21 protein-coding genes are annotated in these 23,052 nt (G+C 58.7%); 10 read left to right on the forward strand and 11 right to left on the reverse strand.

Going from position 1 to position 23,052, the window contains the following annotated elements; all coding sequences use genetic code 11:
- Positions 1-90: 90 nt before the first annotated feature.
- Entirely contained in the window at positions 91-4,905 is a 4,815-nt protein-coding gene (locus J3D54_RS23570) for a glycosyl hydrolase family 28-related protein (protein ID WP_253423296.1), read from the forward strand.
- Positions 4,906-5,013: 108 nt separating this feature from the next.
- Here the strand turns inward: J3D54_RS23570 and J3D54_RS23575 are convergent, their stop codons facing one another.
- Complete coding sequence (locus J3D54_RS23575) at positions 5,014-5,514, reverse strand: Lrp/AsnC family transcriptional regulator (protein WP_018925946.1); 501 nt, start codon at positions 5,512-5,514, stop codon at positions 5,014-5,016.
- A gap of 119 nt (positions 5,515-5,633) precedes the next feature.
- Between J3D54_RS23575 and J3D54_RS23580 the strand changes: the two genes are divergently transcribed.
- The 4 genes from J3D54_RS23580 to J3D54_RS23595 all read left to right on the forward strand — a co-directional run bounded on the left by J3D54_RS23580 (position 5,634) and on the right by J3D54_RS23595 (position 10,276).
- On the forward strand, positions 5,634-6,668 hold the full coding sequence (locus J3D54_RS23580) for a histone deacetylase family protein (RefSeq protein ID WP_253423299.1): 1,035 nt from the start codon (positions 5,634-5,636) through the stop codon (positions 6,666-6,668).
- 51 nt (positions 6,669-6,719) lie between these two features.
- Positions 6,720-7,772, forward strand: a complete 1,053-nt coding sequence (locus tag J3D54_RS23585) for an ornithine cyclodeaminase (RefSeq protein WP_253423302.1) — start codon at positions 6,720-6,722, stop codon at positions 7,770-7,772.
- A gap of 175 nt (positions 7,773-7,947) precedes the next feature.
- On the forward strand, positions 7,948-9,363 hold the full coding sequence (locus tag J3D54_RS23590; protein WP_253423306.1) for an amino acid permease: 1,416 nt from the start codon (positions 7,948-7,950) through the stop codon (positions 9,361-9,363).
- A gap of 262 nt (positions 9,364-9,625) precedes the next feature.
- Positions 9,626-10,276: an MliC family protein gene (locus J3D54_RS23595; protein WP_253423309.1), complete on the forward strand. Its 651-nt coding sequence runs from the start codon at positions 9,626-9,628 to the stop codon at positions 10,274-10,276.
- A gap of 150 nt (positions 10,277-10,426) precedes the next feature.
- Here the strand turns inward: J3D54_RS23595 and J3D54_RS23600 are convergent, their stop codons facing one another.
- The 4 genes from J3D54_RS23600 to J3D54_RS23615 form a co-directional block, all read right to left on the reverse strand.
- Positions 10,427-10,768, reverse strand: a complete 342-nt coding sequence (locus J3D54_RS23600) for a hypothetical protein (RefSeq protein WP_253423312.1) — start codon at positions 10,766-10,768, stop codon at positions 10,427-10,429.
- Between the two features lie 80 nt (positions 10,769-10,848).
- Positions 10,849-11,493 (reverse strand): ATPase, encoded by a 645-nt coding sequence (locus tag J3D54_RS23605; protein ID WP_253423315.1) that lies wholly within the window; start codon positions 11,491-11,493, stop codon positions 10,849-10,851.
- A gap of 131 nt (positions 11,494-11,624) precedes the next feature.
- Positions 11,625-13,127 carry a sensor domain-containing diguanylate cyclase gene (locus J3D54_RS23610; protein ID WP_253423318.1) on the reverse strand — a complete coding sequence of 501 codons (1,503 nt, stop codon included), beginning with the start codon at positions 13,125-13,127 and terminating at the stop codon, positions 11,625-11,627.
- 87 nt (positions 13,128-13,214) lie between these two features.
- Positions 13,215-14,126 carry a LysR family transcriptional regulator gene (locus J3D54_RS23615; RefSeq protein WP_253423321.1) on the reverse strand — a complete coding sequence of 304 codons (912 nt, stop codon included), beginning with the start codon at positions 14,124-14,126 and terminating at the stop codon, positions 13,215-13,217.
- 141 nt (positions 14,127-14,267) lie between these two features.
- On the opposite strand from J3D54_RS23615, the gene J3D54_RS23620 reads away from it, so the two are divergent.
- The 3 genes from J3D54_RS23620 to J3D54_RS23630 all read left to right on the forward strand — a co-directional run bounded on the left by J3D54_RS23620 (position 14,268) and on the right by J3D54_RS23630 (position 16,080).
- Entirely contained in the window at positions 14,268-14,651 is a 384-nt protein-coding gene (locus tag J3D54_RS23620) for a DoxX family protein (RefSeq protein ID WP_253423324.1), read from the forward strand.
- 41 nt (positions 14,652-14,692) lie between these two features.
- Positions 14,693-15,532, forward strand: a complete 840-nt coding sequence (locus J3D54_RS23625) for a pirin family protein (protein ID WP_253423327.1) — start codon at positions 14,693-14,695, stop codon at positions 15,530-15,532.
- Between the two features lie 116 nt (positions 15,533-15,648).
- Entirely contained in the window at positions 15,649-16,080 is a 432-nt protein-coding gene (locus J3D54_RS23630; RefSeq protein WP_253423330.1) for a nuclear transport factor 2 family protein, read from the forward strand.
- 218 nt (positions 16,081-16,298) lie between these two features.
- On the opposite strand, the gene J3D54_RS23635 is transcribed toward J3D54_RS23630, so the two are convergent.
- From J3D54_RS23635 to J3D54_RS23660, 6 genes are all read right to left on the reverse strand, one after another.
- A complete protein-coding gene (locus J3D54_RS23635) occupies positions 16,299-16,601 on the reverse strand; it encodes a hypothetical protein (RefSeq protein WP_253423332.1) in 303 nt (100 codons plus the stop codon).
- Between the two features lie 357 nt (positions 16,602-16,958).
- Positions 16,959-17,234, reverse strand: a complete 276-nt coding sequence (locus tag J3D54_RS23640) for a type II toxin-antitoxin system RelE/ParE family toxin (protein WP_253423335.1) — start codon at positions 17,232-17,234, stop codon at positions 16,959-16,961.
- Positions 17,234-17,506: a CopG family ribbon-helix-helix protein gene (locus tag J3D54_RS23645; protein ID WP_015060662.1), complete on the reverse strand. Its 273-nt coding sequence runs from the start codon at positions 17,504-17,506 to the stop codon at positions 17,234-17,236. The genes J3D54_RS23640 and J3D54_RS23645 overlap by 1 nt, the downstream gene beginning before the upstream one ends.
- A gap of 237 nt (positions 17,507-17,743) precedes the next feature.
- Complete coding sequence (locus J3D54_RS23650) at positions 17,744-19,252, reverse strand: tripartite tricarboxylate transporter permease (protein ID WP_253423338.1); 1,509 nt, start codon at positions 19,250-19,252, stop codon at positions 17,744-17,746.
- Positions 19,253-19,276: 24 nt separating this feature from the next.
- A complete protein-coding gene (locus J3D54_RS23655) occupies positions 19,277-19,768 on the reverse strand; it encodes a tripartite tricarboxylate transporter TctB family protein (protein ID WP_253423341.1) in 492 nt (163 codons plus the stop codon).
- 1 nt (position 19,769) lies between these two features.
- Positions 19,770-20,735 (reverse strand): tripartite tricarboxylate transporter substrate binding protein, encoded by a 966-nt coding sequence (locus J3D54_RS23660; RefSeq protein WP_007938333.1) that lies wholly within the window; start codon positions 20,733-20,735, stop codon positions 19,770-19,772.
- A gap of 245 nt (positions 20,736-20,980) precedes the next feature.
- Here J3D54_RS23660 and J3D54_RS23665 point away from each other — a divergent pair, with 245 nt between their 5' ends.
- Positions 20,981-21,634 (forward strand): hydrolase, encoded by a 654-nt coding sequence (locus J3D54_RS23665; protein WP_253423344.1) that lies wholly within the window; start codon positions 20,981-20,983, stop codon positions 21,632-21,634.
- 49 nt (positions 21,635-21,683) lie between these two features.
- Positions 21,684-23,036: an OprD family porin gene (locus tag J3D54_RS23670; protein WP_253423346.1), complete on the forward strand. Its 1,353-nt coding sequence runs from the start codon at positions 21,684-21,686 to the stop codon at positions 23,034-23,036.
- Positions 23,037-23,052: the final 16 nt, after the last annotated feature.

Consider the following 23,052-nt stretch of genomic DNA (forward strand, 5'->3'; position numbering starts at 1 on the left):
AACTTTTGCACTCCGCTGGGTCAAACCACGGTGGTTGTCGATGGAATATTGGCATCTTCCGAGGTTTTAGCCTGATACGGAGATAAGCTCATGATTTTCAACGTACAAAATTTTGGCGCCAAAGGAGATGGCATCACTGACGACACGGCGGCGATACAACGTGCAATTGATGCGGCGGCCGCCGCAGGCGGGGGGCAGGTTTACGTGCCGACCGGAACTTACATCGTCTCGGGCGGTGTGGAACCTTCCGACGGTTGCCTGATGCTCAAGAGCAACGTCTACCTGTACGGCGACGGCATGGGCGCATCCACCGTCAAGGTGGCTGACGGTTCTGACACCAAGATCACGGGGGTCATCCGTTCCGCCTATGGCGAGGAAACCCACGACTTCGGCGTCAGCAACCTCACCATCGACGGCAACCGTGACAACACCACGGGCAAGATCGACGGTTGGTTCAACGGCTACATTCCCGGCCAAGCTGGCTACGATTCCAACGTCACCCTCGACAGCGTCGAGATCAAGGATTGCTCCGGATACGGTTTCGACCCCCACGAGCAGACCGTCAACATGGTCATCAAGAACAGCGTGTCCCACGGCAACGGCCTGGATGGCTTCGTTGCTGACTTCCTCAGCAACAGTACCTTCGAAAACAACATCGCCTACGACAACGACCGGCACGGTTTCAACGTCGTCACCAGCACCCACGATTTCACCATGACCAATAACATCGCCTACGACAACGGCGGCAATGGCATCGTGATCCAACGCGGCAGCGAGGACATCCCCTCCCCCAGCAACATCACCATCACCGGTGGTGAGGTGTATGGCAACGGCGCCGAAGGGGTGCTGATCAAAATGTCCAGCGAGGTGACGGTCAGCGGCGTCGACATTCATGACAACACCAGCGCCGGGATCCGCATCTACGGCAGCACCCACGTCGAGATCATCGACAACACGCTCAACAGCAACTCCCTGGGCAACCCCGTACCGGAGATCATCATCCAGTCCTACAACGACACCCTGGGTGTGTCCGGCAAGTACTTCAACGGCAGCGACAACACCATCCAGAGCAACATCATCATCGGCAGCAACCTGTCGACTTACGGCGTTGCGGAGCGCAATGAAGACGGCACCGATCGCAACGCCATCATCGGCAACACCATCAGCCACACCAGCAATGGTGCCGCGCTGGTCTATGGCGACGGCAGCTACGTCAGCGACACGGTGCCGATGATCACCGTGCAAGGCACGGCGGGCAACGACACCCTGCTGGGCAGCAGCGCCAGCGAGATTTTCTACGGCGGTGCCGGCAACGACGCCCTCAATGGCGGGGCTGGTAGCGACATTCTGGTGGGTGGTGCAGGCATCGACAAACTCACCGGTGGTACCGGCGCCGATACGTTTCGTTTCACCGTCCAGTCCGACAGTTACCGCAACGCAACCGCAAGCTTCGATGACACCATCACCGACTTCGATGTCACCCAGGACAAGATCGACCTCGCTGGCCTCAGTTTCACCGGCCTGGGCACTGGCCGAGGCGGCACTCTGCAGGTCAGCTACAGCGCGAGCAGCGACCGCACTTACATCAAGGACTACGACGCCGACGCCAGCGGCAACCGCTTCGAGTTGATTCTTTCAGGCAACCTCGCCAGCACCCTGACCGCCAGCAATTTCATCTTCAATCGTGTGCTCACCGGCACCAGCGGCAGTGACTCGCTGCTGGGCAGTGATTCGGCCGACACCCTGCTCGGCCTGGCGGGTAACGACAGCCTCAATGGCGGCTTGGGCGACGACAAGCTCGACGGCGGTGCCGGTATGGACACCCTCACCGGTGGCGTCGGAGCGGATACCTTTGTGTTCTCCAATCGCCTGGACAGTTACCGCAATTACAACACCGGCGGTGCCAACCTTGGCGACCTGATCACCGATTTCGATATCGCCGCCGACAAGATCGACCTCTCGGCCATGGGTTTCACCGGCCTGGGGGATGGCAAGAACAACACCGTGTACGTGGCGCTCAACAGTACCGGCACCAAGACTTACATCAAGTCCCTGACTGCCGACGCCGATGGCAACCGCTTCGAAGTGGCACTGAACGGTAACTACCTCGACAAGCTGACCAGCGCCAACTTTGTCTTCGCCACGTCGTCACCGACCAACCACGCGCCGGTTCTGGCCACGCCGCTGCTGGATCAGAACGCAACCGAAAACGCCCCGTTCAGCTACGTGGTGCCGGCCACCAGCTTCACCGATCCGGACAATGACAGCCTCAGCTACTCCGCCAAACTGGCCGATGGCAGCGCCCTGCCCGCATGGCTGAGCTTCAATGCCACCAACCTGACCTTCACCGGTACGCCGACCAGCACCGCGTCCGGCAATTACGACGTGCTGGTCAAGGCCACAGACCCGGCCGGTGCATCGGTCAGTGATAGCTTCGCCCTGGGAGTGGCCAACACTGTCACCGGCACCAACAATACCGAAACCCTCAACGGCACGGCGGGTGCAGACCTGATCCTCGGCCTCGGTGGCAACGATACGATCAAGGCCGGCGCTGGCGCCGACACCATCGACGGCGGTGGCGGACGCGACTCGCTGTATGGCGGCGACGGCGCCGACACCTTCCGCTATACCAACCTGCTCGACAGCTACCGCGACTACGACACGGGTGGTGTCACCGCCACCGACACGATTTATGACTTCACTGCGGGCGTCGACAAGATCGATGTTTCAGGCCTGGGCATTGTCGGCCTTGGTGATGGCAGTAATGGCACGTTGTACATCACCCTCAACGCGGCCGGCGACAAGACCTACATCAAGTCCGCCGAAGCGGATGCCGATGGCAATCGCTTTGAAATAGCCCTCAGCGGCAACTACCTCAACACCCTGACCGCCAGCGACTTCGTGTTCGGTGAGCGCGCCCAACAGGACATCCTCTACCTGCCCACCCTCGGCCAATCCAATGCGCGCCTGCTGCGCATGACGGAGGACGACAATCAGTCCGGCACCTCGATGCTGGTCAACGACCTGGACCGCTACACCCCCTATGACGTGCGCAGCCAGTTCACCGATGCCGATGGCAACGGCATCGACATCGCGGTGGGCGGCAGCACGGTCACCGGCCTGTCGACGCTCAGCGCCGAGGCACTCAAGTTGTGCTGGTGGCTGACCGACACCAACCAACCCGGGGCTGCGCTGTTGCGCGCCGTGACGCTACTGAGCGATCAGCGCAGCGAACTGCAATCGATCAATAACGTCACCATGGGCATCATTTGGGGCCAGGGCGAGGAAGCCGCCCAGGAGATCGCCCAAGCCACGGACAAAGCAGCGGCAGCAGCGGCCTACAAGGCTGCGACCCTTAAGGTGTTTGACTACCTGCATGCCCAGTTCGGCAACTTCGACGTGTACATGATGGAAACCGGTCACTACGAGCAGGACGCGGCGCGCGCCCGTGGCTATTCGGAAGAAAAGATTGCCTCCATCGTCGAGGGGGTTGGCTATGTCCACGCCGCCCAGGAAGCCATCGCCGCCGAGCGCGCCGACGTCAAGCTGGCGGTGGACTACAACGACCTCCCCTTGCGACACGAAGTCGATCCGCTGACGTATCCCGACGACGTCTGGCACCTGCACGAGGAATCGGCGGAAATCGTCGGCCAGCGCCTGGCCGACTACATCGCCAATGACCTTGGCTTCCAGGGCAACCCCAACGATAACAACAGCGTGCAGGACATTTTCGACAACAACCGGACGATGATTTCCGGTACCGACCAGGCGGATACCCTGGTGGGCAGCTCGGGCAACGACACGCTGGATGGCGGCCTGGGCGCCGACACCATGACCGGTGGCGACGGCAATGACATTTATGTGGTCAACAACGTGCTCGACCGCGTGGTGGAAACCAACACCTCGATCTCGCAGATCGATACGGTGCAGGCCTCGGTCAGTTGGACCCTGGGCGCCAATCTCGAGAACCTGGTGCTCACCGGCGTGTCAGGCATCAACGGCACCGGCAATGAGCAGCACAACTTCATCACCGGCAATGCCGGCAATAATGTGCTCGATGGCGCCGCAGGGGCCGACAGCATGAGCGGCGGTGATGGCAGCGACACCTACTATGTCGACAACGCTGACGACGCCGTGATCGAGACCAACAGCGATGCGGCGTCCGGAGGGGTCGACAGCGTGCACAGCAGCCTGGCGGCCTATACCCTCGGCAACAACGTCGAGCATCTGTATATCGATAGCCCTGGCGCCGCCAATGGCACGGGCAACGCGTTGGACAACACGCTGTTCGCCGGAGCCGGCAACAACGTGCTGGACGGACGCGAGGGCAATGACACGGTGTCTTTTGAACGCGCCGCGTCTGGCGTCACCGTCAGCCTCTCGACGTCAGCGCAACAGAACACCGTGGGTTCCGGGCTCGACACCGTGAAGTTCTTCGAAAATCTCACGGGAAGCGCCTACGCCGACACTCTGTCGGGTAACAGCGGCGCGAACGTTCTGAACGGTGGTGCGGGCAACGATATGTTGGTGGGTGGTTCGGGCGATGACCGCCTGATCGGCGGTGCCGGCACCGACAACCTCACCGGAGGCACTGGCGCGGATACCTACGTGTTTGGTGCGCTGTCGGACATGGGCACCGGCGCTTTGCGCGATGTGATCAACGGATTCAAGAGCACCGAGGGCGACCATCTCGACTTCACCGGCCTGGACGCCAACCCGCTGACCACTGAGATCGACGCCTTCACCTTCATCGGCAGCAACGCCTTCGACCCTGCCAACGCCACCGGCCAACTGCGCTTTGCCGATGGCATTCTCTACGGCAGTGTCGACGCCGACGCCATCCCCGAGTTTGAAATTGCACTGGTGGGCGTCACGGAGTTGCACACCAGCGATTTCACAGCCTGAGTCAAGCCGAAAGGGGATTTGCAGTGCTCGAAAAATCGAGGACAGCCCTAGATCAAAATGTGTGAGCGGGCTTGAAGGGGGGGTAGAAAGGTGATCTAACCCCAGCCTTCAGTCCTTGCTCGATTTGGGTATCGCAATACGGCTACTGGTCTTGACCTCGCGTAATGCCAGGCTGGACTGGATGGAGGCAATACCCACCTGACGCCTGAGTACCTGCTCGATAAAATCACTGTAGCTATCAAGATCCTCTGCCAACACTTGCAGCACGTAGTCGGCATCCCCGGTGATCTTGTGACAGGACAACACTTCGGGCAATTGCGCAATCACCGCCTCGAAGTCGTCGGGGGCGTGATCGGCGTGGGTGGAAAAACGGATGTGCACGAACGCCATGATATCCAGCCCCAGCATTCGTCGATCAAGGTTGGCCTGATAGCCCTTTATCACGCCCGCCTCCTCCATTCTCTTACGCCGCCGCCAACAAGGCGTCAGGCTTAACGACAGGCGCTCACTGAGCTCGGCGTTGGAGATACTCGCATCCTCCTGCAGCAATGCGAGAATCGCCAGGTCGGTGTCGTCGAGACTGATGCGTTTGGACGTTTTTTTCTGCATTACGCCACTCCCGAGTAAATCCTCCCGCAATATCCATCAAAACCTGAAAACAAAGCAAAGAAATCGCACCCGCGCCAGAACAAAATATTTGCACTGGCTCACATCAACGGATGCGCACAATGTTTACAGTTTTCAGTGATTCCCACCGTTTGCACCACGGCACCGAATTGAAAGACGGCGTGCTCAAGCCTTCCTTCGAACAGCCCAGTCGGGCCGATACCGTCCATCATCGGGTCAAGCAGGTAGGGCTGGGTCAGGTCATCGAACCGCGAGCATTTGACCGGTCGTGCTATGTCAACGCGCACAGCGAGCGCTACGTAACCTTTCTGGAATCCGCCTGGTCTGAATGGAGCGCAACCGGACGCACCCAAGATGCCTTGCCGCTGGTATGGCCAGTGCGCGATCTGGGCAACGAGCAAGTGCCGACTTACATCGACGGCAAGTTGGGTTTCTACGCCATGGACGCTGGCTCCCCCATTACCGCCACCACATGGCAAGCGGTAAAAACCAGCGCCGATATCGCGCTGACCGGACTGGCGCTGATCGATGAAGGCCACGACAGTGCTTTTGCCCTGTGCCGTCCGCCCGGCCATCACGCAGCACGTGAATACATGGGCGGCTATTGCTATCTCAACAACGCCGCCATTGCCGCACAACAGGCTATTACCCAAGGCGCCAAACGTGTCGCGGTGCTGGACGTCGACTTCCATCATGGCAACGGCACGCAAAACATCTTCTACGGGCGCAGCGACGTCATGTTTGTCTCGCTGCACGGCGAACCGACAGTGTCTTATCCGTATTACTCAGGCTTCAGCCACGAAGTCGGCGCCGGCCACGGCGAAGGGTACAACCTCAACTACCCGTTGCCGAAGAACACCACCTGGGAAAGCTATCGCAACGCCCTGCTCCACGCCTGCAAGAAACTTCAGCAATTCGCCCCTGAAGTGCTGGTTATTTCACTCGGCGTCGACACGTTCAAGGACGACCCCATCAGCCACTTCCTGCTGGAAAGCGAAGACTTCATCGGCATCGGTGAGCTGATAGCAGGTGTGGGCTGCCCCACCCTGTTCGTGATGGAAGGCGGCTACATGGTCGATGAAATCGGGATCAATGCGGTCAACGTGCTGCATGGTTACGAGAGCAAACGCGCCTGAGCTATCCCCCTGAATAACAGCGCTTCAACCATTGAATCGGAGAATAAAAACATGACTCTTTTTATAGACGTCGATCATGCCGCACGCCTGTTCGCCAAGGTGGGAATCCGCCGGGCAATCCGCGAAATGGCGGCTTACATCGAAGCTGACTACTCACGCTGGGCGCAGTTTGATAAGTCGCCCCGCACCGCCAATCATTCGGCCGACGGTGTGATCGAGTTGATGCCGACCGACGATGGCCAACAGTACTCGTTCAAATACGTGAACGGTCACCCGGACAACGGTCAAAGCAATTTGCTGACGGTCATGGCCTTCGGTGTCTTGGCCGATGTCCACAGTGGCTATCCAACCTTGCTCAGCGAACTGACATTGACCACCGCCGTGCGCACCGCCGCGACCTCCGCCCTGGTCGCGAAGTCCCTGGCGCGCCCAGATGCAAACATCATGGCAATCATCGGCAATGGCGCCCAGAGCGAATTTCAGGCCCTCGCCTTCTACGAAATGCTGTCCATCAAAGAAATCCGCATTTTCGATATCGATCGCGACGCTTCACTTAAGTTGAAGCACAACCTGGCCGCATTCCCGGACATTAAGGTGATTCTGGCCAGCTCGGTACAGGAAGCGGTCAAGGGTGCGCACATCGTCACCACAGTCACCGCAGACAAAGCCTATGCAACAATTCTGACGCCCGAGATGATCGAGCCCGGCATGCATATCAATGCCGTCGGCGGTGACTGCCCGGGGAAAACCGAACTGCACGCCGACATCCTGCGCACTGCCCGGGTCATCGTTGAGTTTGAACCTCAAACCCGGATTGAAGGCGATATTCAACAACTGGAGGCCGACTTTCCCGTCGTCGAATTCTTCCGGATTGTTCAAGGTGAAGTCGCGGGCCGTGAGAACGACGCACAGGTCACGGTTTTCGATTCCGTGGGTTTTGCCCTCGAAGACTTTTCGTCACTGCGCTACGTGCACGACCTGGCGCGGGAGCATGCCATTGGTGAGCGCATCCATCTGGTGCCGACGCCTGCCAACATAAAAAACCTCTACCAACTGCTTGATCAGCAGCCAGCAGTGCCCTCGCGCTTGCGCACAGTCAGCTGATCGCCATAGGTGAGGCCTCCTGAGCAAAGTGCCAAGGGGCTACTCACCGTGTGAGCGAACGAGAAACCCTGCCACACGCAAACCACCACCGTCAGTAGCCGTTGCATCTCTAACAAGAACGCTAGACACCCACTTTCTGCCAAAACTCAAAAACATAAAATCAAGAGGTTTTGTAATGAAAACGACTCCGTCCGGGCTGCCTGAACAGCCCGCGCTGCAGCGCACCCTCAGCAATCGTCACATTCAGTTAATGGCCATGGGAGGCGCCATCGGTACCGGCCTGTTCATGGGTTCCGGGAAGATCATCGCCCTTTCCGGCACGTCGATCATCCTCATCTACATGATCATCGGTCTGTTCGTCTACTTCGTCATGCGCGCCATGGGCGAACTGTTGCTCTCCAACTTGAACTTCAAAAGCTTCGCGGATTTTGCCGGTGCCTACCTTGGCCCGCGAGCGGCATTTTTTCTCGGCTGGTCGTACTGGCTGAGTTGGAGCGTCGCGGTGGTGGGTGATGCCGTGGTGGTCGGCGGCTTCTTTCAATACTGGTTCCCTGATGTACCCGCCTGGATACCGGCCATCGGTATGCTAATGACGCTGTTTGCCTTGAACGTACTGACGGTCAGGCTTTTCGGTGAGGTGGAGTTCTGGTTCGCGATCATCAAGATCATTGCCGTCGTCACCTTGATTGGCGTCAGCATGGTGCTGATTGCCAGTTCATTTGTATCGCCCAATGGCGTCACCGCATCCCTGAACCACCTGCTGGATGAACAGGCAGCCTTCCCCAACGGCCTGTTCGGTTTCTTTGCCGGTTTCCAGATGGCAATTTTCTCCTTTGCCGGCACCGAGCTGATCGGCACCGCAGCCGCCGAAACTCGCTCCCCCGAGAAGACCCTGCCTAAAGCCATCAACTCGATTCCGCTGAGAATCATCCTGTTTTATGTGCTGGCACTGGCCTGCATTATTGCAGTGACTTCATGGCAACAGGTTTCGCCCAACAAGAGCCCTTTCGTCGAACTGTTTCTGGTTGCAGGTTTTCCCGCAGCGGCAGGTATCGTGAACTTTGTGGTGCTGACGTCCGCCGCCTCATCGGCCAACAGCGGCGTATTTTCATCCAGCCGCATGCTGTTTGGGCTGGCCAGTCACGACAATGCTCCAGGGATTTTTCGGCGTTTGTCGGGCAATAGCGTGCCTCTGCTGAGCCTGGCGTTCACCACACTGTTGATGCTGGTGGGGGTGCTGTTGCTGTTCATCGTTCCAGAAGTCATGACAGCGTTCACCATCGTCTCTACCGTGTCGGCGATTCTGGTGATTTTCACTTGGTCGACCATCCTCGCGTCGTACATTGCCTATCGCAGAAGCCGGCCCGACCTGCATGCGCAATCGGCCTACAAGATGCCTGGCGGCGTGCCGATGGCCTGGTTCTCTTTGGCGTTCCTGGGCTTTGTTCTCTGTTTGCTGGCATTAAGACCTGACACCCGTATTGCTTTAATGGTCATGCCGGGGTGGTTTATATGGTTGGCAATTGCCTATCAGCTGACCCACACCTGGAGGCCCAAACCCGCCGCTGGATCGATAAGTCAGTACAACTGATTTTACCTGGAGCCTTTGGGGGCAATGCCTTTGAGTGATGTGGCATTTGTGGGGCACCTGCGGGTCGAATAGCTGCAGGCGAAGGCCGTCAAATATCAGTGGCGGCCAACTCTCTCCTGCAACCCAACCACCGCCGAGCGGTATGGCAAGTTCTGAGCACTGACGTACACTGCGATACACCAATGCGAACGAATAGCTATTCAACGCACCGATAAATCCCACGGCAATCCGGGCATCACGTAATGATCTGGGTGAAGCCAACATGAAAACGGTCACGACCCTTTTCACCGGTCTACTCGCTGCCAGCGTATGCGCGGCGGCGAGCACTTGTGTCAATGCTGCACCCACCTTCAAGACCAGCTTCGACTGTGCCGAGGCAAAGGCGTCCGTCGAAAAGCTGATCTGTCGCGATCCGCAACTGGCGCAGATGGATATCGAACTGACGCGTCTTTATCGCCTGGCGCTCTCGGATGAGCATTCAGTGCCGCGTCCGGACAAAGTCATGATCGACCAGCAGTTCTGGATCGATGCGCGCAATCAGTGTGCCTCCACGCCTGTACCCAAGGCGTGCACGATCCGCAGTTATGCCGAGCGCGCGCACCAGCTGCGCCAAAGCTCGGCCATTGTGAGAACCAAAGATCCGGACAGGCTCACCGAAGGCCCTTTGGCTTTTCGTTGCACAGGGCTCAACTCGCTGATCGCCGCGACCTTCTTTAACACGCAGCCTGGTGTCGTGTACCTGAATTGGGCGAACACCTCGATCGTCCTGAGCCAGGAACAGAGTGATTCGGGAGCTCGATACACGGGCAAGGATTACCAGGGGAACTACAGCTTCTGGCAAGACGGCGACGTGGTGCTTTTCCAGAAGCCAGGCGCAGGACCAATGAGTTGTAAGGCCGAGCCGGTCGGCTGATATCTCTGGCACGAGCACGGCTACCCTCCTCCGCCATTCTGCCCCGTTAAACCTGCACGCAAAAAAAAGCCCCGAAACCGAATAAGGTACGGGGCAAAAAATTGGTTGGTTGCGGCCAACCAAAGGAGCGTTCTTCAAAGCAGTTACGGGTTACAGGCATTCCTGCGCGGCACGTTCGAAACTCGAAGGCATGAAGTTCGACGCCAGCAAGCGGCGCTCATACAAAAACACCTTGCCGCCGTTCGGGGCTTTGTAGGCTTCCAGAACGTTGTCCGCAGCGACTTTGCTCGGCACCACGATCCGGTAGCTGCGCTGGGTTTGCGAGACCGTCGGGTGCAATGCGCTGCCCTGCAACTTCGGCACCACGCAATCGGCGTACTCGGCAGGCGTTTTTTTCGTCTGCAAAGTCAGCGTCGGGTCGTTCGGCGCGGAGGCGCAACCGGCCAGCAGCAAGGTGGCCAAAGCCATCAATGGAACAAATAAAGGGCGCATCGGCGAAGTCCTGAAATAAAAAGTCTGTTTCGTTGATCAACGGTTCGGCGTCGCCGTCGTTGCGGTTATGGTTTGGGTGTTCAGCCAGCGGTCACCAGAGCCTTGAGCGAGTTATCGAACTGCTTCAAGGCGCTTAGTTGCAGGTCGCGTTGCTGATCGATCTGGGCGGCAATCTCGGCTGCCGCTTTACTGTGTACCCAGACCGAAGGCATTTGTTTCTCGACGGCGCCTTCGGCCTTGCCGATGTATTGCAGGTTGGCGTCGTAGAACCGCGCGGCGAAACGTGCCTCGACCTGACTGTTGTGTTGGGTCAGCAGACGGTTATGCGTATCGAGCATGACCACCACATCCGGATGGGCCTGCACCAGCGCATCGAGGTTGTCGTAGACAGTCACGGACAGGAACTGCTGCTGCAGCGAGCTCATCAGCCAGTCGATTGCCAACTCCGGGTCGGAGCTGTTGATGAACGCGTTGCGAATCCGTGCATCCAGCGCATCTCGCGCGCCGTTCACCGCCACATCATGGTACCGCTCAAGGTATTGCAGGTTGTCCAGGGTGTTTTCGCTGTACAGCACACCGACGGTTTGTGAATGCTGCAACCCGGTGCTGGCGCCGGCGATGGGCAGAAAATGGCACGATTGAGCGTCGTCTGCGTAGGCGGTTGCAGCAGTAGCAACCCCACCCATCAACAGGGCGACAATTGCCAGTCGGGTCAATGTCTTCATCGCGCAAATTCCTTGAGCTGCGTCTTCGATGGAGGCGATTTTCCGCCTTTACCCGATCCAGCAGAACTTGCGTTTCTTGATTGTCACTATTACTTGAACCGATAGTTGCGCCGCGTGCAGTAACGCCTCGATTACGCGATGCTCAGCTGATTTCTCCCCTGCGACTTCGCCACGTAAAGCGCACGGTCTGCACGACTGATCAGTGCCTTTTCATCAGGATCACTGCCGTCGGCGACATAAGTCGCCATCCCCAGGCTGACGGTCACGATACCTAACGGGCTCGACAAATGCGCAAGTTGCTCGGCTGTAATACCCGACAGAATCGCCTCGGCAACCGTGCGCGCTCCTGATTCGTCCGTATTGGGCATCACCACGGCGATCTCCTCTCCGCCATAGCGAGCCGTCATGTCACCCGGGCGACGTACACAGTGCTTGATCGCCTGAGCGATGATCCGCAGGCATTCGTCTCCGGCGAGGTGGCCGTAGTGATCGTTGTAAGGTTTGAAAAAATCCACATCGATCAGGATTAATGACAACGGGCTTGCGAGTCGCTTGGCGCGTTTGAATTCGACATCCAGAAACTGATCAAAATGGCGGCGGTTGGCGAGACCGGTGAGTTTGTCCTCGCTGGCGAGAACTTCCAGTGTCTGGTTAAGCTCGATCAGTGCGGTTTGGGTGGCGAGCAATTTTTCCTCCGCCCGAATACGCCGACTGATGTGGGAAATCAGCCTGCGCCCCAGTGCAACCAGGAGCCCCAACAACAGCAGAACGACAGCGACAGACTGTTTTGTCTGACTGAGCCACGCTTGCATTGCCTCGGCGCGCCCCACCGCTACCGTCGTCACGAGAGGATAATGATCGCTTCTCTTGAACGCGTAGAGGCGATGGGTACCATCGACATTCGACGCAAAATCCACGGTGCCCGATGAGGTGTTGCGCAAATATTCGGAGAATATCGGCGCGCGAGACAGATCACGGCCGATGTCTTCCACTTGAAAGGGATACCTCACCAGCAGGCGCCCTTCGGATGAAGTCAGGCTGATCGCGCCGAATTGCCCTACATGGATGCTTCGATAAAGTTTGAGGAAGTGTTCGAGGCTGAGGGTCGCGGCGATCACCCCGGCAAAACTTCCATCGGGGTGATCGATGCGTCGGCTGACCGAAATCACCCAGGCGCAACTGACACGGCTGAGAATCGCCGGGCCGATATGGACGCCGCGATCCGGCGTGTTGCGGTGATACTGGAAGAACGCTCGATCTGCGTTGTTGCTATTGGATGAGATCGGCGTGTGGGTCGAGAATAGCCAGTCCCCATGGGCGTCATACAGCACCACGCTATTTAACTGCGGGAGTGCGTCCATCTCCTGAGCAACCAACTTGCTCAGCCGTTCGAGTTGCTGCGGGCCGGTGCCGTCTTTCTCGATCCGTTCTGTCAGGCCCAGCAATAACACTTCACTTTGCTTGAAGGTGCCCTCGGTGTAAGTGTTGAGCGCCTGAGTCAGATTCAATGTGTCGGTGTTGATGTCGCTCAAGGTGTTCTGTCGGGCTGTCCATATCTGCCAGGCCGTCAGCAGCACCACGGAGACACACACCAGAAAGATCAGAAAAGTGGCAAGTCGAAGATCGCGTTTCAAGGAAGTACCGGGCTGTTGAATACACTGGCGTCAGAGGCTGTGCATTATAGAGGCTTTTGGCCACCACTGCTGAAGCATATGGATAGGTCAGCCCTGCGCAGGGAATGCTTCCACTCTTAGTTTCTCCATCACCAGTTCAATGAAGGCCGATACCGCCAGCGGCAGATGCTGCCGGCTCGGGTAAAGCACATGCAGGCCAAAGCCTGCGCGCTGGTAGTGTGGCAACACACGTACAAGTCGGCCCGCCTGAAGATCGAGCCTGGCGAGCGTCGGCGGCAGCAGCGCGATGCCCAGGCCAGCCACCGTAGCCTTGCGCAATGCCTGAGCCGTGTTACCGCTAAAACGGCTGGCGATTTGCACTTCTTCCTCCACACCCTCTGGACCGGTCAGACGCCAGGTGGTGAAGCCGCTGGGATGGGCGAAACTCACGCAGTCATGGTTCACCAGGTCCTGCAACGTACCGGGCATACCGCGAACAGCGATGTAAGCCGGACTCGCCACCAGGCCCTCGCTGCCTGCACCGAAGAGCTGGCGCCCGACGTAACCTGAGTCTTGCAGCGGACCGCCGCGAAACGCGATGTCGATACGCTCGGCGATCAAGTCGGCTCGGGCATCACTGAGCACGAAATCAAGCCGCACCCGCGGATGCGCGGCGAGAAAATCAGCCACCCATTCCATTGGGAAGAAGTCGAAGAAATCCGCCGTCGCGGCAATGCGCACCAGGCCGCTGGGTTCCTGGCTGCCCGTCATCAACTCGTGCCCGGCCTCGATCAGCCCGTCCACCGCGCCCACGCAGCGCTCGTGAAAAGCCTGCCCGGCATGGGTCAGCGTCAACTTGCGCGTGGAGCGTTGCAGCAGTCGTGTGTCGAGTTGCGCCTCGAGCTGCTGGACACGTCGGCTGACTGTGTTGGGCGGCATGCCCAGCCGCCGCGCCGCTTCGGCGAAACTGCCGCTGCGGACCACTTGGACAAACAAGGCAATGTCATTCAGGTCGAGCATAAAGCGATAATTCCAGCAAAAAATGGATGGGCGCAATCCAATTCTGCCATCTAATCAACCAATCCGGGCACGCTTAACCTTCTTGCATCGCAGCAGTTAGCCCTCTAACTGCGTAAACCACAGGCAAGGACATCATTTTCCATGACTCAAACTTCATCTCTCTCCCCTATTCAAAACCGCATCCTTTGGGGTGTTCGCATCTTTCTGGCCTTGGCGTTCGCTGCGGCCGGCATCGCCAAGCTGGCCGGCGCGCCGCAAATGGTCCAGGTGTTCGACGCCGTCGGTGCCGGGCAATGGTTTCGTTACCTGACCGGTGCCATTGAAGTGGCTGGCGCTGTGTTGCTGCTGATCCCGGTCACGAGCTTTTTCGCCGGGCTGCTGCTGACGGCGACCATGACCGGCGCAATGGTCACGCATCTCTTCGTGATTGGCGGCAATCCCGCCCCTGCCCTGGTGCTGCTGGCGATGTCTGCCTTCGTGGCCTGGCGTCAGAAACCCGTGGCCTTGCTCGGTGCGGCGCGCTGATCCATGCCCAAGGCGACCGGCTCAAGACTTGAGGAAAACCTATGAACAGCATCGTCACAACACCAACGCGCGCCATCGTTCACCGCACCTCCGGCAGCACTCACGGGCCGATCACGCGACTGATGAGCCCTGGCGACCTGGGCCAGTTGTTGAAGCCTTTTGTGTTTCTTGACCTCTTCGGCTTCAAGCCCCAAGGCGGGCAGAAAGGTTTCGGCATGCATCCGCACTCAGGGATCGCAACGCTGACCTACATGATTGAAGGCGGTGTGGTGTACGAAGACACCACGGGCAAGACGGGCGTGCTGCCCACCGAAGGTGTGGAGTGGATGCGCGCCGGTAATGGCGTGTGGCACGACGCCAAACCAGTCAGCGACGGCTCAATATCGGGCTTCCAACTCTGGGTCGCCCTGCCCGCTTCACACGAAAACGCACCAGCGGAAAGTCTCTACTTGGCGCCCTCGCAGATCCCGCAAGCCGGCCCGGCGCGTGTGCTGCTCGGACGCCACCGCGCAGCGCAAAGTGCGATTGCGGCACCTTCGGACATGAACTACCTCGTCGTGCGCTTGAAAGACGGAGAACGCTGGCGCTATACACCTCCCGCCGGCCACAACGTCGCGTGGCTGGCGGTCAATGCCGGTCGGCTGGACGTTGGTGGCCCGGTCAATACTGGCGAGTTGGCGGTGTTCGAGGAGTCAGACCAACCCATCGATTTTGTGGCGCACGGCGACACGTCTTTCGTGCTGGGCTCGGCGGTGAAGCATCCGCACGATTTGGTGATGGGGCGTTATTCAGTCCACACCAGCAGAGCGGCACTGGCGCAGGGCGAAGCTGAAATTCAGCGCATTGGCGCACGTCTGTTTCATGAGGGACGGCTGGCCTAGCACTCGCTAAATGCCATATCTGCATCACTTGGTAAAACCTGATATGTTGTACGACGACAGATGAGTTGGCGTAATTCATCTGTCGTCCTCGTACCTATAACAACAAGGAATTACCCATGAAAAAAGTGAAACTGATTATCGGTTTTTTATGCCTGTTCAGTGGCTACGTGGCGGCCTCCCCCGCATCGAGCGAGAAGGATGTTGCCGCTGCGGTAGATCATCTGACTCAAGCGATGCTGACCAAAAATGTCCCACAACTGAATGCGCTCACCGCTGAAAACCTGACCTACGGGCATTCCAGCGGGAAAATCCAGGACAAGAAAGAATTCATCGCCGACATCGAAACCGGAAAAAGCGCTTTCAAGACGCTGGAGATGCAGAACCAGAAAATCACCGTCTCGGGTGATGTGGCGTTGGTCCGCCATCATTTTTCGGCGCAAGCCATCAAGGGCACCGAGATTGTTCCCACGGAAATCGAGAACTTTCAGATCTGGCAAAAGCAGCAAGGCAAATGGTTACTGGTAGGACGACAAGCGTTCCGGCTCTGACTGTCGCGTAAGCCGGTTTTCGGCCATCGCGCGGCCACTCCTCAATCCCTTGTGGCGAGCATTAAGTGGGGTGTCAGGCAGTTGCAATGCTGGATGTGCCGGCCTCTTCGCGAGCAAGCCCGCTCCCACACTGGATTGTCTGTGAACACATTATTTGTGCACGTCAGCGATCACATGTGGGAGCGGGCTTGCTCGCGAAGGCGTCCGTCGCTACACCGCTAAACAGTGGCCTTGAACCCCTCCTCCCGCTGCAAGGCCCGAGCCTGAATCACATCCAGCACGGCACAGCCCTCACGCGTCAGCAGATGCACCGCCCGGGTGACGCGGGTCAGGTCGCAGTCGGAAATGCCTTTGAGGTTGAGGCTGGACAAGGTGTCCATCAGGTCGCGAACCACGGTGAAACGATGCATGGCGCAGGCGGCCAGGTCGCTGAGTTCTTTGTGGGTGTTGATGAAGAGTACCGGGGATTCGGCGTCGTAGGTGTCGATGGGGAGGTAACGCGGCATGACTTGGTCGGACATCGATGTAATTCCTATTAATAGAGCCTCCACCGTTCGCGGCCAAGCGAATGAGGTGGCAGCCGTACGCGGGTTGGCCGACCGGAATAGGAAACCGGCACACCCGAAGGTGTCCCGCGCACAGCCGCCATAACACAAAGGTGTTGGATAGTTGGACGTTCCTAATATCCGACCGGCCAAGGTCGTTCGCGGTGTTTTCCGCGAGCCCGAACTATAGGGGTCGATACCGAAACGCGGCAACAGGGTACGTTGTAGGAAACGTCTTGGAAAGTTGTGCGCCACAAAGTGGACCGTTGTGGACCGCCCGCCAAACGCGTGTTTGCCCAGAATGCTCAATCATCCTCATGCAGTTTTGCCAGGCTATCGATCCTCGCGTGTGTGCCACAGGCGCAGCAGGTATATGGTGGAATCCACTATCTCGTAGCGCATCTCGTAATGGCCGACCTGAATTCGCCGCACATCACGCGGCTCGAACTCTTCCAGACGCTCGCCAATGCGTGGGTTGGCCAGCAGCGTGGTCGGTGTAGTCGTTAGTTGCTGTACTGTTCGTGCGGCAGCAGGCTGATTCACCGCCGCCAGAAACTCGTACAACCGGGTAACGTCGGAAATCGCCTTGCTTGTCCACTTCAACTCCATCAACGCGGCACCGGCAACGGAGTGTCTGTGCTGAGGCTATCAGCCCAAGCCTGGACAGCCTGGTGGTCAATCACGCGACCCGCGTCCACATCGGCCAAGGCTTCACGGGTCAGTCGACTGCGTTCCTCCTCCTGATCTATCCAAGCGGATAGGGCCTGTTTGACGATCCAGTTCTTGGAGCGTTCTAGGCGCTCAGCCATCAAATCGACTTTCTCGGCAAGCTGCACTGGGACGTGGGCTGTCACGGATCGGGTTTTCGCGGTGGTTGCCATAATCGATTACTCCTGACGTGATTTATCTTGTTTCTTTACTAATAAACCTTAATCAAAACTAATCATATCGAATAGCGATGCGTCGTCAAGCGCAGCGCCAGATTGAGGTATACCTTCGACAGACGGACGAAACAGAGTCCAAGATGTCAACTTTACAAAGTTGAGGTAAGAGGGGCATGCGAGGACAACGCGTGATGCTGGAACTGGCGCTGATCATCAAACCGGCTGACAAAGCACTTAATCATCCTCATGCAATTTGATCCCACGTTTATGCAGCAAATACGGGACCACCAACACCAACAACGTCACTGCCAGGACCGACGCCGCAATCGGTTGTGTCACAAATATCATCCAGTCGCCCTGGCTGATGGATAGAGCATTGCGCAGTTGTTTTTCCGCCATTGGCCCCAGCAGCATGCCCACGATCACCGGGGCGACGGGGAAGTCGAAGCGGCGCATCAACACCCCAGCCCAGCCGATGCCTAGCATCAGGAACAAGTCGAAGGATGAGTGGCGCATGCCGTACACGCCGATGGTGGCGAACACCAGAATGCCGGCGTTCAAGTAGGGGCGTGGAATCTGCAAGAGTTTGACCCACAGCCCCACCAACGGCAGGTTCAGCACCAGCAGGATGACGTTGCCGATGTACAAAGAAGCCACCAACGTCCAGACCAACTCGCCCGAGGTCTGGAACAGCAGCGGCCCCGGTTGCAGGTTGTAGTTCTGGAACGCCGCCAACAGAATCGCCGCCGTGGCGGAGGTCGGTATGCCCAGGGTCAGCAGCGGTACCAGCGAACCGGTGGCGCTCGCATTGTTCGCCGCCTCAGGACCTGCGACGCCTTCGATGGCGCCCACGCCTTTGCTGGCGGCGAATTCTTTCGGGTATTTGCTGAGTTTGCGTTCGGTCGAATAGGACAGGAACGTCGGGATTTCCGCGCCACCGGCCGGAATCGATCCGAAGGGAAAACCGATCAAGGTGCCCCGTAGCCACGCCGGGACCGAGCGTTTCCAGTCGGCTCGAGTCATCCACAACGAGGTCAATCGGTGTTGGCCGGCCGTTTCTTCCTTTTGGTAGAGCACGCCGTACAAGGCCTCACCGACGGCAAACAACCCCACCGCGACCAGCACCACTTCGATGCCATCGACCAGCTCGGGAACCCCCAACGTGTAGCGGGCAATGCCTGACGTCGAGTCGAGGCCGATCAAGCCGATGGTCAGCCCGATGCCCAATGAAGCAAAGCCGCGCAGCATCGACGCGCCGAGCACTGCCGACACAGTGGTGAAGGCCAGCACCAGAATCGCGAAATACTCCGCCGGCCCGAACTTCAGCGCCAGCGTGGCCACGAGGGGCGCAAACAATGTCAGCAAAATCGTCGCAATGGTGCCGGCCACGAATGAGCCAATGGCGGCCGTTGCCAGGGCCGGGCCTGCCCGTCCATTGCGGGCCATGAGGTTGCCTTCCAGGGCCGTGACCATGGAGGACGATTCCCCCGGGGTGTTGAGCAGGATCGAGGTGGTGGAGCCGCCAAACTGAGCGCCGTAATAGATGCCGGCGAACATGATCAGTGCCCCGGTCGGATCGACCTTGGCGGTAATCGGCAGCAGCAAGGCGACGGTCAGCGCCGGTCCGATCCCCGGCAATACTCCAATTGCAGTGCCCAGCAGACAGCCGATAAAACCCCACATCAGATTGATCGGCGTCAGCGCGCCAGCGAAGCCGACTGCCAGACTCGAGAGAATATCCACCTTGTCGACCTCCTTCGGCCTAGATCAGATCCAGGCGTTGATCAAGGGCGGAAGGGAAACCCCTAGCCCGGCGGTGAAAAGCCAGTAAATCGGCAGCGTCAGGGCAATGCCGATGGCCAGGTCTCGCACCGGGCTGCGACTGCCAAAGCCCCGCGCCGAACAGGCAAATAGCAATGCAGCAGCCAATACGAAGCCGATGTAGGAAATGAGCAACGCCACGCCCACCAGCCCTGCCGTAACCCAGGTCGCTCCGGACTTGCCGCCGGGCACGGCCTTGGAAGTCTCGTGGTCATCGGGCAGATTGCGAAAACCACCGGTGAGCGCGTGGTAGCACATCAACAGACCGACGGCGCCCAGAAATGCCGCGACGGCATAGGGATAGACGTAGGCCGGCATGATGACGAACCCCATCTCGGCGGGAAACCGCGAGGCGCCGACCGCCAATACCGCACTGATCACGACAATACCGACGCCAATCGCCAGTTGAGCCGGCCTTACGCTCCAGCGCCCGGCCATCTCAAAGCAGCCCGACCTTGACCAGCATCGCGCGCAGGCGTCCGTGCTCCTCATCGACGAATTTGCCGAAATCATCCCCGGTCAGAATGCTCGGCGACCACGCATTGGTTTTTACGTTTTCCTGCCAGACGGCGCTTTTGGTGGCGGTCAGGACGGCTTCCGTCAGTGCCTTGCGCTGTTCAGGCGTCAGGCCCGCGGCGCCGTAAACACCCCGCCAGTTGCCGATCGTCACGTCATAGCCACCCTCTTTGAGGGTTGGTGCGTCGATGCCTTCAACGCGGTTGGGCGCGCCGACGGCCAGTAAGCGGAACTGTTTGGACTGCACATACTTGGCCAGCTCGGCGTAACCCCCGGTGATCACCGTGATGTGGCCCCCCAGCACCGCGGCAACGACTTCGCCGCCACCGGCGAAGGCAACGTAATTGACCTTGTTGACGGGGATGTCCATTTTGCTCGCCAGTTCGGCGATGCCGATGTGGTCGATCGACCCCTTGGAGCCACCGCCCCATTTGATGCTGGACGGGTTGGCTTTGAAGTCCTTGAGCAAGTCCTCCAGGGTTTTGTACGGCGAGTCGTCGCGTACGGCGATCACGTTGTATTCGGTAAACAGCCGGGCGATCGGTGTCACGTCCTTCAAGGTGATTTGCGGTTTGTTCTGCTCGATGGACGCGACCATGATCGCGCCAACGACGATCAGGGCATCGGGGTCGCCCTTGGTGGCATTGGCAAATTGCGCCAACCCCAGGGTCCCGCCGGCGCCACCCTTGTTCTCGAAGGTGGCGGCTTTGGCCGTTTGGGCCTCGACCATGGCTTTGCCCAAGACTCGCGCGGTCTGGTCATAACCGCCACCGACCGAACCGGGGGCCATGAACTTGACGGTGTCCAGCGCAAAAACAGGGGATGCGAGTGCGGCGGCGGTGATGAAAGCGGCGAGGTTGCTGCTGAATCGACGGGCCAGTGCAAACATGAGTCGTCTCCGGATAACCGTTCTTGTTGTTTTCGATCAGGGAAGAGCCACTGTTCGGTGAGCATGCGTCTGGAAACAAGCGTAGGTCATAGTTGCGTTTGTTGACGGCCTTTGCAGGGTCTGGCGACCACCTTTGTGCTGATGCGCCTTGAATCAAAACAGCACATCGACTCAATATCTGCGTCGAAATCTACGCAATCATAGCCTTGTGAACCAACCCTCACTCCACTCGCAAGGACATCACCATGGCCATCGCAAAAGCTGTACCAGGCAAAACCCTGCTGACCCCCACCGACCACACCCTGATCATGATCGATCACCAGTCGCAAATGTCCTTTGCCACCAAGTCGATCGATGCCGTCACCCTGCGCAATAACGCCGCCCTCGTCGCCAAGGCCGCCAGAGGCTTCAAGGTGTCGACCATCCTTACCACTGTCGCCGAGAAAAGCTTCTCCGGCCCGATCTTCGACGAAATCAAATCGGTGTTCCCGGAACACAAAGTGATCGACCGTACCAGCATGAACACCTGGGAAGACGAGCGCATTGCCGTTGAAGTCAACGCCATCGGCAAACAAAAAATCGTCCTGGCCGGTCTGTGGACTTCCGTGTGCATCGTTGGCCCGGCACTGTCGGCCCTCGACCAAGGCTTCGAGGTGTACTTCATCGCCGATGCCTGTGGCGATGTCTCCATCGAAGCCCATGAAATGGCCGTGCAGCGCATGATCCAGCTCGGTGCCCGCCCCATGACTTCGCTGCAATACCTGCTTGAACTGCAGCGCGACTGGGCACGCACCGAAACATACGACGAGACGGTGAAAACCTCCATCGCCAACGGTGGTGCCTATGGTCTGGGCCTGATCTACGCCAAGACCATGTTCCATGCCTCTGAAGGCCATTGAGAATAAATAGCGACTCTGCGGAGTCGCTGTTTCAAGCGGGAGATCAGTCATGTTTTCTTTACAAACCCTCCCGCGCATTTCCGGGCGGAAGGACGTCCCCAAGGCGTCCTTCTGGCTCTGCGCGTTTTTTGCCGGAACAGCCCTGGCGGATGAAGCGCCGGAGCCCGCGCAAGGATTTCTCGACGGCGGGAAGCTTGAGGTACTCAGTCGAAATTTCTTCCTCAACAGCGACTACCGCTCACCCTCGCCTTCGGGCAAGAACTACAAACAAGAGTGGGCTCAAGGCTTTATCGGCTCATTTGAATCTGGATTCACCCCCGGCACGCTAGGTTTCGGCATCGACAGCCACGCCTTTACGGGGCTGAAGCTCGATGGCGGCAAAGGGCATTCGGGAACCGGGTTACTGCCGCTGGACAGTGACGGTCGCAGCGAAGACAACTATTCCAGTGCCGGTGGCGCGCTGAAAATCAGGGCCTCCCGAACCACCCTGGCCTTCGGTGAAATGACCGTGGAAACCCCGGTGTTCGACACCGCCGACAAACGCCTGCAACCGGAATACGCCACGGGCTTTCTGTTGAACAGCAACGAAATCGACGACATTAAACTGGTGGCCGGTCATTTCACGGCGTTCAAGAATCAGGACAACACAACAAGCAAGGGCAACTTTTATGGCTACGGTGCCAACACCGAGGCCGGTGGCATCACGTTTCTGGGTGCCGACCTGTTCACGCACAGTCCTGTCGGCGGCGCCTTGTACGCCTCCGAGCTGAGCGACACCTGGCGGCAGTATTACGCCAATCTGCACCTGAAACAGTCCGGCGTGTTCCTCGACGCCAACCTGTACCGCACGCAAGACACCGGCAAGGCGCTGGCCGGTGCCATCGACAACACCGCCTACAGCCTGTCGGGTAAATACACCCTGGATGCTCATGCCTTCACCCTGGCCTGGCAACGCATCAATGGCGACACACCGTTCGACTTCGTCGGTGGCGACTCCATTTACCTGGCCAACTCGATCAAGTACGCCGACTTCAACGGCGCCCATGAACGCTCCTGGCAGGCACGTTACGACCTCGACCTCGGCGCTTATGGCATCCCCGGCCTGAGTTTCATGACGCGTTATGTCAGGGGCAGCGACATCGATGGCACCCGTGCGCCCAAAGGTGGGGCCTACAACCCGTTCGACCCGACCATCGGCGAGTACGTACCTCAACAGGGTGATGGCGGGCGGCATTGGGAGCGCGACATCGACCTGCGCTACATCGTGCAGTCAGGCTCCGCCAAGGGCTTGTCACTGCAACTGTCCCATGTGTCTCATCGGGCCAACACCGCTCAGGCGGGCGATGACATCGACAGGGTTTACGTCGTCATCCAGTACCCGCTGACCTTCGGGCACCTGTGATCAAGGTCTCCGTGGA

This window comes from Pseudomonas sp. GGS8 (assembly GCF_024168645.1).
Classification (GTDB): Bacteria; Pseudomonadota; Gammaproteobacteria; order Pseudomonadales; family Pseudomonadaceae; genus Aquipseudomonas.